This is a genomic window from Cryobacterium sp. M91 (assembly GCF_002929615.1).
Lineage (GTDB): Bacteria > Actinomycetota > Actinomycetes > Actinomycetales > Microbacteriaceae > Cryobacterium > Cryobacterium levicorallinum.
Map to the genome: position 1 here is coordinate 1 of NZ_PJJT01000082.1, position 12,473 is coordinate 12,473.

Annotated in this window: 10 protein-coding genes and 2 pseudogenes; 4 read left to right on the top strand and 8 right to left on the bottom strand. The window is 59.1% G+C overall.

The window, feature by feature from the left end:
- Positions 1–89 precede the first annotated feature (89 nt).
- Positions 90–257: pseudogene (locus tag CXY80_RS20100) on the top strand (IS110 family transposase); the annotation flags it as partial.
- Between the two features lie 265 nt (positions 258–522).
- Positions 523–657 carry a hypothetical protein gene (locus CXY80_RS20105; protein WP_369828662.1) on the top strand — a complete coding sequence of 45 codons (135 nt, stop codon included), beginning with the start codon at positions 523–525 and terminating at the stop codon, positions 655–657.
- A 360-nt stretch (positions 658–1,017) separates the two neighbouring features.
- On the opposite strand, the gene CXY80_RS08145 is transcribed toward CXY80_RS20105, so the two are convergent.
- From CXY80_RS08145 to CXY80_RS08175, 7 genes are all read right to left on the bottom strand, one after another.
- Entirely contained in the window at positions 1,018–1,842 is an 825-nt protein-coding gene (locus tag CXY80_RS08145) for a glycosyltransferase family 2 protein (protein WP_104132197.1), read from the bottom strand.
- Positions 1,839–2,549, bottom strand: coding sequence for a WecB/TagA/CpsF family glycosyltransferase (locus CXY80_RS08150; RefSeq protein WP_158251610.1), 711 nt, complete (start codon positions 2,547–2,549; stop codon positions 1,839–1,841). The genes CXY80_RS08145 and CXY80_RS08150 overlap by 4 nt, the downstream gene beginning before the upstream one ends.
- Positions 2,550–2,604: 55 nt before the next feature.
- Positions 2,605–3,447 (bottom strand): glycosyltransferase family 4 protein, encoded by an 843-nt coding sequence (locus CXY80_RS08155; RefSeq protein ID WP_146070708.1) that lies wholly within the window; start codon positions 3,445–3,447, stop codon positions 2,605–2,607.
- Positions 3,448–3,683: 236 nt separating this feature from the next.
- Complete coding sequence (locus CXY80_RS20710; protein ID WP_104132200.1) at positions 3,684–4,628, bottom strand: glycosyltransferase family 2 protein; 945 nt, start codon at positions 4,626–4,628, stop codon at positions 3,684–3,686.
- Entirely contained in the window at positions 4,585–5,784 is a 1,200-nt protein-coding gene (locus tag CXY80_RS08165; RefSeq protein ID WP_158251612.1) for an O-antigen ligase, read from the bottom strand. The genes CXY80_RS20710 and CXY80_RS08165 overlap by 44 nt, the downstream gene beginning before the upstream one ends.
- A 31-nt stretch (positions 5,785–5,815) precedes the next feature.
- Positions 5,816–7,087 (bottom strand): oligosaccharide flippase family protein, encoded by a 1,272-nt coding sequence (locus CXY80_RS08170; protein ID WP_104132202.1) that lies wholly within the window; start codon positions 7,085–7,087, stop codon positions 5,816–5,818.
- The gene (locus CXY80_RS08175) at positions 7,077–8,156 is read right to left on the bottom strand and encodes a glycosyltransferase family 4 protein (protein WP_104132203.1); all 1,080 of its coding nucleotides are present in this window, start codon (positions 8,154–8,156) and stop codon (positions 7,077–7,079) included. Before CXY80_RS08175 ends, CXY80_RS08170 begins: the two co-directional genes overlap by 11 nt.
- Before the next feature lie 744 nt (positions 8,157–8,900).
- Here CXY80_RS08175 and CXY80_RS08185 point away from each other — a divergent pair.
- Positions 8,901–9,902: pseudogene (locus CXY80_RS08185) on the top strand (ISL3 family transposase); the annotation flags it as partial.
- 76 nt (positions 9,903–9,978) lie between these two features.
- Here the strand turns inward: CXY80_RS08185 and CXY80_RS08190 are convergent.
- Complete coding sequence (locus tag CXY80_RS08190; RefSeq protein ID WP_233195148.1) at positions 9,979–11,448, bottom strand: sugar transferase; 1,470 nt, start codon at positions 11,446–11,448, stop codon at positions 9,979–9,981.
- Between the two features lie 511 nt (positions 11,449–11,959).
- Here CXY80_RS08190 and CXY80_RS08200 point away from each other — a divergent pair.
- Positions 11,960–12,349, top strand: a complete 390-nt coding sequence (locus CXY80_RS08200; protein ID WP_104132207.1) for an NAD-binding protein — start codon at positions 11,960–11,962, stop codon at positions 12,347–12,349.
- The last annotated feature ends 124 nt before the right edge of the window (positions 12,350–12,473 follow it).

The following is a 12,473-nucleotide window of genomic DNA, read 5'->3' on the forward strand; positions in this document are numbered from 1 at the left end:
CCCGACCACGCGACAGCCCGGCACTCGAAGGCAATACCGGTGGCCCCCGCAGGCAATACTCAGTGGCCCCTAAACACTCAAATACTCACAGAGCGGCCAACGCGGCAATCCACCACGTCGTCTCACGTCTCGCGACCGACTCCCGGACGAGAGAATATGCGGCCCGACGAACGGCTCAAGGCAAGACCAAGAAGGAAATCATGCGCTGCCTAAAACGATACGTCGCCCGGGAACTCTACCGTCAGCTCACTAACCCGCAAGCCGCGCCCGCAATCACCGACCTACGCACCATGCGCGAGGAACTCCACATCACCCTCCGCGAGGCAGCAGGCCACGTCAACACCTGGCCCGGCACCCTCTCCCGAATCGAACGCGGACTCAGCCGAGACGACAACCTCGCTTACCAATTTCGGGACTGGCTCCACGAGCAAGAAGCAGTCCAAAATATCAATTGACAACTATAGGAGCATCACGTAGGGCCTCGCCGAGGCGAAGGCCGTCGAACGGGCAGCGACGCTGGACGTGGCCAGGGCACGCTTCCCCGAGCGATTCAGCACCAGCCACGCACCAAAGATTCTGACCATTCCCGCGACGGCATGGATCAACAAACCGGCCGACAAACCGACTGAGAACGACGGGCTCGAACTAGCCGCCTAAACTCCCACTGGTCTCATTCGCCTTGACAAATTCCGTCCTGCCGGAGATACGCGCCGCCCTCGTTGCGGAGGATCGTGTCTTCGTAGCCCGCGCGAAGGTCAAGTTTCTGGGCCGGGGTGAATATTCGCCGGGATTTCGGGCCTCCGGCGTGGGGCCCGGGCTGGTGTTGGTCATAGGCATATCGTCGTGCAGAGCCGACGGGGATGAGCTGGACATGATCGATAATTCCTGGTTCTCGCCCCACATCAGACGGGAGACTTGCCCTGAGGCGTTGGCCTCATCCAACCTTAACAGCTCGGGGACGGCCGTTCCAAGTTTAGATTAGCTCGTCGGGGTAGACGGGGCATTTCAGCCGGCTATCTACTTATTTCGACCATTGCGCGACGACATCTGAACAAGGGCGCGACGGATGATTTGGCGCCAGCCCGATGCTGGGGTGATGTCTACACCGCGGCCCATTTGCAGCTCCTCCCATTCGACTAGTGAGCCGCCGAAATCGCTACGAATATGAACAGCCTGGCCCCTGCGATCCGCCCATTTTGTCTTATAAGGTTCGGGGAAGTAGTTGGCGTAGTAGTCACATTTTGCCTCCCACGCCTCCGCCGAGATTGCCTTGCCATAGTGACGAACGCGCCAGTCTCCGTCGGAGACCTTTTGGAGCAAACCCAAAGTAGGCTCGCGTTGATCCAGCCCGACAAAGGAGACGCGCGCTCGCCAGCTCCAGAGCATCAAAATGTGTCGGTATTCAATCCCGAACCTTCGCGGAAGGGACGAGATCGGCCCCGAGACATACGGACAATGCGACTCTGGTGTTAGATACGCATCAAACAACGTAAGCCGCAGGGCAGTGACACTCTTGTCCTGCTCAGCAAGCACTTGCCGCAAGTCGAAATCAAGACGCTCGTCCGCATCGATGTAGAGACACCAGTCGTATCCCGCCCTCTGTGCGTGCTCAAGGAGAAGTGCGCGATGCGCCGTTTCCTCCGAAACTCGATCTATGCGCCATGTGGATCCCCTGATGAGTCGGACCGACTCAGCGCTGAAAGATTCAACTATTGAAACAGTTGCATCATTGGAGCAATCGTCGTACACGATTATTTCGTCGCACCACTGCGCAAGGTGCGATAGTGCATCAGCGATGAGTAACTGCTCGTTCCGCACTCGCAGGAGGGCGACGATTTTCACTCCTTCTCCGCTTCGTCTCTTGGCTCAAGAGCGTGTCGAATAAGGAGAGCACACGTTGCAACAAAACCTCTGGTGTACCGGGGAAAAAGCCGCCTCGGATTCTGCAACAAACGGCCAAACCACTCGAGGGCAAAACGCTGCAGTACCCGCGGGCTTCGCTTCTCGTCTCCAGACAAGAAGGAGAACCAACCGCCGCAGGTCATGACGACTGATTTAGGTAGCGCATCTCGCCACTCCAAACACCAATACATCTCCAGCGGCGCGCCCAGCCCGACCAGCACCAGGTCTGGCGCTGCCTCCGCAATCTCACTCACCGCCGGCCTCCAGTCTTCGTGGTAGCCGTGCGTCACAAATACAACAAGTGCGTTACCTGTCTCCGCAAGCACACTCGAGGCGCGGGCCGCGAGGCCGGGTGGCCCACCGACCAGAGCTAGCCGGACGGGCCTGTCAAGTCGCTCGCGCAGTTGTGCGATTACAGTCCACCCGATGTCGGTCGTCGGCGCGCGCTCCATGCGGAACGTTGTCCCCGTTCGACGAGCGACTTGGCGCGCGATCAAGACCACCGCGGTTCCGTCTGCGTAGACCATGTCGGCCTGTGACATCGCAGAGATGAATCGTCGGTCATGTCGGAGGATCAGGCCGCCCACGTGAATCGCAAAGAAAAAGTGTGTGCGAGCTTCAAATCCCGACTGCACGATCTCGCTCACGACGAGAGACGTCGGGCGGTTCCTGACCTGAATACCCGCAATAGTCAGGGTGCTGTCAGCGACTCGCATTCTTTACCCCCGTAAGTATGATGTTGGCCAGGTCATATTTGTGCCGAGCCATTTCTAGCCACTTTCGCCCCCGGTCACCAAGCTCAGAGCACAGGACTGGATTGTCGAGCAAGAGCGACACGGCCTCCCGCCACGAGTCCTCCGAGTCCGCAAGCCTTCCAGCTTGCGAGGCGTTCAGGACCCAGATGTTCATGCCAACTGGGCTCATGACAACAGGCCAGCCCGCCGAGAGATAAAGCAGTGCTTTGTACGCTCCCTTACCCTTCCCCCACGTATCTGATGTCAAGGGCATCACCCCGACTCCAGGGACGCTCAATAGTGCGTCTTCACCGGCCTCGCTCCACCGTGCTGCCGAGACGTTCGAGGGCCAGACTCTGGATAGGGTTTGGTCTCCAGAGAGGATCCGAACTTCGGAAGACAGGTGGGCAACCGCGTCGCGGATGGGTTCGAGCCTAGTGAGCAGTTGATCTACGGTGCTGTCCGATCCGATCCACACCACAGGTACGGGGCCGTCTTCCGACCAATTGACCTGCCGGCGCGAAGGAGGCAAGGTCAGAGCCAACTCGACGTGTGGATTGAGCTTGCTCGCCCACTCCAGAAGTACCGGCGAGGCAACTGTCACGAGGTCGGCGGCCCTTACGACGTCCGAGAACTTTGCCGGATTGCGGAAGCGTCGCCGCCAATCTCGGCCGTGCGTCGGCTCCGCGAACAGAGCATCGTCGAAATCCAACACTGAGAACTCGGCTCTAGACATCGCAAGCCGCTCCAACCAGGGTGTGGCAAATGGAAACGCCTCCCGATGAATCACCAACACGTTCACTCTGCGCATGAGGACAAGATGGATAATCCGTTGAAGGAGTCGCCACGCGAGCAAGAATGAAACGAAAGCTCGAAAACGTGGGCTCCTGTTCCTCGCCTCAAACATACGTGTAGTAAAGATCGAGTAAGCATGTGCCTCATACTCACGCTCGCGGAACGCGTCAACCACAGGAAGCATACGAAGACGAAAACTTGCGTCAGCACTGGGATAGGTCGACAGTATGACCATTCGCGCCATTCGCGCCATTAGCGACTTCCCTCGAGGGGGTCATAATCTAGCGGAGAACCTAAAAGGGCGCGAAACGCATATACATATGCTGCCGACCTCTCTCGATCTTGGGACCGCCGAAGGAGCGCGCCACGGAAGCCGAACACGCCCGCACGGGATAGCGCTCTCAGGAGACCCAGAATGCGAATAGCCCCGGCCTTGGCGGGACTGTGGTTGTTCACAAAATACCGGTATCGTCCTGTAGCGATCGCAGCGGTGGTTCGAGCCCGAAAGTGCGATGCGGTCGCCTCGCCGACGTGCGTCATTGTGATTTCATGGTCATAATAGAGCGCGCCGAGCGCGCGAACTCGACGGCAGAAGTCAACGTCCTCGAAGTAGAGTGGATAATTCTCGTCGAACCCACCCGCGGCGACGAAATCTTCCTTCGATATTACGAGTGCGGCGCCGGCGGCTTGTTCAACTGCTCGACTGGTTTTATGCCCCCAAGGGCCCAGCAAGTACCCACCAAGGCCTTCTGGCAGCACACTCGCTAACCCGAGCAGGTCCGCAATTTCTCCGCGAAGTGATGGAAGTTCGCGGCACGTCCACTGAGTGGAACCATCAGGTCGAGTCAAGCGCGGGGCGATCATGGCTACACCTTCTCGGCGCCGAAGACTCTCTACCAAACTGATTAGAGTTCGCCCACTCGTGATTACGTCATCGTTCAAGACTGCCACATACTGGCCGCGAGCCTCGGCCACCCCGAGATTGACGGCGTAGGAGTATCCACCATTCTTAGATGACCGAATCCAACGTAGGGCACCTCGATGTAGCTCCCAAAGATCAATACTTCCATCAGTACTGTTGTTGTCAACAACAATGACCTCAACGTCAGAAGTATCTTCTTGCAGAACGGAATCAAGTGATCTCGCCAAGACTTCAGCGTTGTTGTAAGTCACGATTACTGCCGATATAAGTACCATTGAGCGACTGTCCGCATTTCTTGATTGTAAGGCCTGACCCAATTAGGAGCCACAAGTATACGAATTGCAGAGTATCAAGGGTGAATATGGCAACGCCCAAGCCTAGCAGTAGCGCTCCGTAGAAGTGACTCAGTGCCCATTGCCGCTTGAAAGCCGCGCCCATAAGGTAGAGGAGTCCAACGAGCGAAACGAGCCCACCCGCTAGCAAAACTTCAAGGTATGTGTTCAGCACCTGAGTTTGAAGATCTAGAGGACGCGAAGAATCGTAAAGCTGCAGCGACAGAGTCTCGAATTGTCCGGGTCCAATGCCGAGAAGTCCTGAGTTCAGCAAGGTATCGAGACCAAACTCCTGGAACTTTACTCGCGAGGAAAGACTTGCATCGGATTCAAAGATGCTGGAGAACCTAGAGGCAATCGAGGTGGCCGTATTAGAGATCGCGGGAATTAGTGCATACATAACCAAGCCAAGTGCAGAGGCAAACGCGATAGACATCACTGCCACCTCACGGGCTTGGTTTTTTCGGGCACCTTGGAACACGAAAACAAGAACTAGCGCCACCAAGCCAGCACGGGAGAATGTGAGTAACACGGTTCCAAACCCGACCCACGCAACGACCTTGTACTTTATCCCAAGTCCCAATACCCGTCGCAAGTGTGAGATCAGGCCCGACAACACGAGCAGCGCTAGCGCAAAGTAGTTGGGGTCTCCAATAGTGGATGAGACACGTGGCACTCCATTGACGTACGTGGCTTCGAGCAGCTTCCATGTCGAATACACGTAGGTTTTTCCCGTGAGGAGTTCCACATATGCAAATGCCAGGTGAAACGTAAGGACCATCGCGAGAGTCTGCGCTAGTAGTTTGGGATTACTTCGGCCCAAGAGCATGGCGAGCCCAAGAACTGACATGTAGTTCGCGATGGTGATTGTGCCTTGTAGGGCAGAGCCTGCGACCGCGGATGCCACCACAAATCCAACAAAGATAGCCCCAAGCGCAAGTGAGACGCTTGTCAGTTGAATTCTCTCCAGGCGTGTCCTCATAAGTGCTGAGACTACGAGCACGACCCAAGATGCGATGAATATCGCGTCAAAGCCAAAGATCGACACATTCAGCGCTATCCCGCGAGCCAAGAGTACGGCTAACGCAGCAGCACTCACGTAGTCGATAGTTTGGTTTGTCGACCTCTGTCTATCCTGCATCACTACCCCGCCGGCGTCGCCGATTGAAAATCTGCTTGGTGACGATTGCCACAACGATTGCGCCAAACACATACGAAACACTGGTTGCGGTGGCGGGCAGTAGCGGGCCGAACTGCTCCGGCAGGAAGAGATTCAGGGCCAGTTTCGAGGCGATGACGACTGCGCAAAGCGCGATAGTTTGAATCCAAAGGTTGTGCCCTATTAACTGTGTAAGGCGGAGCTTTGCGACGACGAATGCAATCATGCCGGGCGCGAGCACCAGGAGATTCCAGAAGAGATCGTCGAAGTCTCTTCCGAGAACGGCTTGCAGCACCGGCGCGACGACTCCCACGAGTACCGCACTCGTGAGAGTCGCTGCCAGTAGGCTCCACCAGAGACTGCGGTCCATCAGACTGGCTTGGTCCACCCCGGCGGCTTTTGCGATTCGGGGCAACATCGAGATGGCAGCTCCGTTGGCGACAAACCACGCTGTTTCGGCCAGCATTAGGGCGAGCGCAAATGTCCCGACCGCGGCAGCATCGGATCTAACTGACGCGACAATCAAATCAACGCGGAGCGCCAGAAGGAGGGCGACCGAGGTCAGGTAAGACCCAAGAAGCTGAGTTGGCTTGATGGCGAACTTGCGATTCTCGAGGTTTACCCGCTCGTCTGCAGTAGCAGTCTGCACGCCGCGCCGGGTCGCAGAGGAGAATATGACTGTCAGTATCACGCTAAGCAGCAAGTTGGAGAAAACCAGAGCCAGGAGCGCTTTCCCTAGGTCAGCGCTGATTGATGCCACAATCACTACCGCAAGGCCTGGCAATGTCACGGCCAGCAAACGCAGGACGGCTAGATCGCGAAAACGTTCAAGTCCTTGGAATAGGGAGAGGACCCACTCATTCACGGTGAGCGCAATACTGAGCAGTAGCAGGAAGGTGTAGATTGCCCAATGCGCTAGAGGCGCTTCGCCGATGACCGATCCTGGCGCCGCCACTAGTCTGAGCGCTAGCAGGGCGGTCGCGCCCACTACGAGAATCAGGAGCGGAATTCGCCTAAGCAAGTCGAGAGGCTTCGAAAGTATATTAGGATTTCTCGCAATCTGCGTTGGATAGCCGAGGGCACTGATGACAGTTATCAGCGCCACGGTCGCGTTTATTGTTGAAACCACTCCCCAGGTTGAGGGCCCCAGTAGGCCAGCAGCGACGAGGGAAGTAAATCCCGCGACAACAAACACAGGAACCTGACCGAGCGGCGCCCAGATGTGACTCGAGTTAGTGCGCATGTTGCTTCAATAGCTGTGTAAGCAACTCGGGATTGCCTACAGTCTCCAGGCTTGCAGCGAGCAGCATTCGATCGGTCACGGAGATGTGTCTCGCATCCTCGATCGCCAGCCCGAGCGATTTGACCGAAAGTTTTCGAGAGCCCGCAGCCCTCCCAGTAAAGTTCCGGAGTTCCGCGTCTGCCCGGTTACTTGGGTTGAGTGCGCCAAAGACACGGCCGTCGCTCGCAATGACCACCGGCACACCTCTGCTCGCGGCTTCGAGAGCGACACGGCCCACGCCCATGACGACAGATGCCAAGTCGTAGTAGGGTCGCGTATCCGTTCGCGAGCCTTCAAATCGCACCCGATCCGACACCTCCAAGCGTCGGACTGCGTCCTCCAATGCCGGTCTCATTGGCCCGTCGCCAACAATTACGAGCCGCCAGCGGGGTTGTTCTCGAAGCCACTCGATAGCAGTACTCACTGCGTCTGTTTTGTTCTCGGTCAACGTGCCGACAGACACTAGCAAACCCGCATTTCGAGGCCGCGGCTTTGTCCAAGGTCGAGAATCGCCCCAGTAGTCGGCTGAATTGAAAAGATTGCCGATCACCAATACTTTTGCGGTGGCGTCCACGGACAAGATTTGATCCGCAGTTTCATGGCTGACTGCGAAGTGATGGTTGATGTGTTTGAGCGTGTAATTTGCATAAGCCGGCGGGTACTCAACGGCTGTCATCCCGTGGTAAATCGCGGCTACCGGGGTTCGCCGGAAGAATACTGATGCGTAGAACATTGGCCACGGTTGGGATGCTACGACTAAGTCGAATTTGTGTCCGTGAGACAGCGCTAGGCCTAGCCCAAGAAGACCCAAGGATACGGTCGTCGCCGCTTGTTGTCGGAGTCCGCGATGGTCGAAAGCGATACCTTCTCGCCATCGCATGGCAATCACTTGTGCCCCTGCCTTCCGGAACTGTTCCGCAAGTGGGCCTCTTTTAGCCATAACTGTGACTTGAGCGCCGTCTTCTATCAGACTTCGCGCTAGCTCTAGCCCGTAAGTTTGAGAGCCTCCGGTTCGGAAGGAGTTGAACATTAGTAGTACCCGAGCAGGTTTATCCGTCCCAATCCCCCTGATGCTCAATAGCTAACCTCCAACGGATGTTGCCGACGTCCAAGGAATGTTAAGGGAACATCCACAGGTGATGTGCACTAGCTCCCGAGGTTTATCTCAAGTACGCCGCTTATGAGCGATAACCCCATCATACGTTCCTCGAGAGTCTGGTGCCGACTCCTCGCCCCGGCCAACGGGCTCGTGAATCGATAGCCTCGTTTTATGGGTTTTTGCGTTAAAATTGTCAAGGGCCGAATCTAGCAAAGTCTTTGGCACGTCGGTTCGAGACTCCGCGCCCACACTTAAACGAGTTTCAGAGTCGGCGGTGGTTGGGCGCTGAGGCTACCCACTTTGGCTCCAGCGGGGTGGTGGTTGCGTTGGCGACGGGGGTTGCCGCGGACACTGTTCGGCGTGAGCCCAAAGAGGCCACGGACGGAGTCGCCGTGGCAGTGGGCCGTTCGCGTAAGCCGGGCGGTGGCCGTAAGTGCGCCGAATCGCACGACGAGGAATTGGTGACCGCGTTTAGCGCCCTCATCGAGCCGGACACGATGGGAGATTCCATCGGACCGCTGCTGTGGACATCGCAATCGATTAGGAAAATCACGGAAAAACTGGCTCTCCTGACGTAACCGTGGGTGGTTTCCGAGCGCCTTAACGAGTGCACGCCGCTCTCCGTCTGGGTTTCTAACTGTCAAAGGCAAGAAACTTAGGATCGGAAAAAGCGGCGTGCAAAAATCAACACTATGGCGAATTCTGCTCGGAGTCGACAAAACCATCGTCGAAACCGTCGATTTCGACGTGGAAACCGGCATTCTGGTCGCGTCAGTACGCCCGACGGCATCGATGCGGAACCGTTGCGGGGCCTGCCGGAAACGTTGCCCCCGCTATGACGCCGGCGACGGGCGTCGCCGCTGGCGGTCCCTGGATGCGGGCGCGGTCCAAATCCAGGTAGAAGCCGCGGCACCCCGGGTGAGCTGCCGGGTGCACGGCGTCACCGTCGCCGCCGTCCCTTGGGCTCGGCATCTAAGCGGGCACACACTGTTCTTCGATCAGCAGGTCGCCTGGGTAGCCACGCAAACCTCCAAGACCGCGATCACCGTACTGATGCGCATCGCGTGGCGCACCGTTGGCGCGATCATCACCCGGGTCTGGGCCGACACGGAGAAGCAGTTCGACCAGTTCGCCGGACTCACCCGGATCGGCGTTGGCGAGATCAGTTGCAAGCGCGGCCACAAGTATTTGACGTGCGTTGTCGACTACGATTCCGGCCGGCTCGTCTGGGCTGCACCCGGCCAGGACAAGGCCACCCTCGCGACGTTCTTCGACGCGTTAGGGCCGGAACGCTCAGCACAGATCACGCATGTTTCCGCGGACGGCGCGGCCTGGATCGCCAGTGTTGTCAAGGAACGCGCGCCCAACGCGGTTCGTTGCGCCGACCCGTTCCACGTCGTGAAATGGGCTACCGAAGCCCTCGACGACGTCCGCCGGGCCGCGTGGAACGAAGCCCGCATAGCCGCCCGGCATAACGAGACCCGACGCGGCCGCGGACGGCCTGCCGCTGATGCCCGACCACGACCGGATAGCGCCCGAGCGGCCGGCATCAAGAACTGTCGCTACGCGCTCTGGAAGAACCCGGAAAACCTCACCGAGAAGCAACAGACCAAGCTCGCCTGGATCGTGCAGACCGACCCCCGACTGGCCCGCGCCTACTACCTGAAGGAAGGCCTCGGCGGGCACAAACCGGTGCTCCCGGGCCGGGTTTAACCCACGGAAGAGTCAGGAGAGCCATATTAAAGGCGCGTTCTTAGAAGGCGCCGTCTCGGGCTAGGACGGCTTTGGCGGTGCGCCAGAGAATAACGAGGTCGCCGGTGAGCGACCAGTTTTCGACGTAGTAGAGGTCGAGGCGCACGGTTTCGTCCCAGGTGAGGGTGGAGCGGCCGCTGACCTGCCAGAGTCCGGTGACGCCCGGCTTCACGAGGAAGCGGCGGTGCACGTGCAGCTCGTACTCGCTCACCTCGGTCTCGAGGGGCGGGCGGGGGCCGACGAGCGACATGGATCCGGCAAGCACATTGAACAGCTGCGGCAGCTCGTCGAGGCTGTAGCGGCGCAGAAACCGGCCAGCGCGGGTGACGCGGGGGTCGTTTTGCAGCTTGAACATGACCGTGTTGCCGACGACCCGCGGAGTGTCTTGCAGCGCGGCCAGGCGAGCTTCGGCATCCGCTACCATCGACCGAAACTTGAGCATCTGAAAGCGTTGGCCGTTGTGGCCCACGCGTTGCTGGCGAAACACTACCGCACCCGGGCCGCTGAGCCGCACGGTGAGCACGATGGCCGCCAGCACGGGCGAGAGCGCCACAATGAGCAGCGCCGAGCCGACGATGTCGAATGCGCGCTTGGTGAAGAGCGTGCGGCCTTCGTAGCGGGGGGTCTCGACGTGGATGAGTGGCAGGCCGGCGACGGGCCGGGTATGAATGCGCGGGCCGCCCACGTCGATGAGACGCGGAACCATGATGAGGTGGTGGCGGCCGGGCTCGAGGCTCCAGCTGAGTTCGCGCATGCGCGTGGGGGAGATGGCGTCGCTGCTGGTCACGATCAGCGTGTCGGCGGTGAGGGAATCGAGGGCGGCGTGCACATCGTCGATGCCGCCGAGCACGGGAACGGTACCGCCCGGCAGGTGGGTGTCGGCCGGGCCGGCCGTGACGCACGCGCCGACCACGAGGTAGCCCGCGCCGAGGCGGGTCTGCAGCTCGCTGGCGATGCGGGCCGAGGACTCCTGGGTGCCGATCAGAATCACCCGGGAGGTGTACCGGCCTTGTGCGCGCTGGGCGACCAGCCACTGGCGCCACATCCACCGGGAGAACACGAGCACGACGATGCCGAGGGGAAAGGCGAGCAAAATGTAGCCGCGCGCCACGTCGATCTTAAACAGGTACGCGACGATGGCGAGGAGACCGAATAGCCGAACGGATGCCCCCACGATCAGCTTGTACTCGTCGAATCCGGTGCCGAGCACCCGGTCGGTGCGGGTGCCATAAATGCTGAGCACGGCCATCCAGCTGACGATGAGGATGACCGAGACCGAGGTATACGAGACGGCGAGGTTCGTGGAACGCACGGCCAGGTTGGCGCTATCGAAGCCGAACCAGGCGATCTGCACGCCGGAGACCACCCAGACGAGCACGAGCAGGTCGGTGAGGGTGAGGCGTGCCGAATAAACGGCGTGCCAGTCGTGGGTTGGTTTGGTGGGCTTTCGCGTGTGCGTCGTGTTCGACAAAATGCGGTCACCTCCCCCGAGTGTGCGTGCGTGCTGTGGCAAGTAGCCAGTGTCTCTAATACTACGCGAGCGGGTTTTCCCCATTGAGGGGGTTGTTCCACGGCGGGATGAATGCGGCTTTGCTACCCTTGAACGGTCGAATGGGTGAGTTGGGCGATCGCGACGGTGTCTGCGGAACTCGGCCATTCCGCATCCGCTCAAAGAATTGGCGTGTATTCGACGATGCCACCGGGGCGAAGATGAATGCTTTCTTCGATATGCGCGTTGAGTCGTGCACACACCGGTGCTGCACCTTCTTGAGTCGAAGCGGGTTGAAGTACAGTGCGAAGAGGTGCCGCAGTGGGGGCATCGGGACCTGTCCAGAGCAAGGCTCGGCCTTCTCGGTGTTGCCTCCCCATCATTCGCGTACCGGTGACGCGAACCCTTCTATGAGTCAGGCAAGAACATGAGCGCGGTTGCACTATCGGTTTAGACACCATGGGGCAAGGCGTGGTCACCAACATCGTTGGGAATGGCGCGAAGAGAAATCTCGTGGGAAACCTCGCCGTTGCCGCCCAGTTGGAGGCGCGGGGGAGTCACTGTCGCTTGCGAAAAGGCCGGCCTGGATCTTCAGGACGTTCTCGGAGTATTTGCCGTCACTGACTTTCGGTCGCCCATCTTCGACGGTGTCGGTTCTGCGGTTGTCGCAAATGACTACTCGCCGAGCTTTGCGCTCCAGCTCATGCTCCAGGACGGCAACCTCGTGAAGGACTTCACCGAAAGCCTTGGCGTGTCGGTGCCCGGCACGATCGCTACCGTTGGCACCATCGAGCGAGCCTGTGACGCTGGCTACGGCGAAGAGAACGCATCCGCTCTCATCAAGGTTCTGGCTTCTGACGCCGGAGTGGACCTGGCGAAGTAGCGGGCCACGTTTCTTATATTGCACCTGGCGCCTCGACCGGCGGGGATGGGCGAGCCGCCTCCGGAACTCAGCCATCACGCATCCGCTGGCATGCGCCTATGGACAACCGATTCGCAACGGTCGT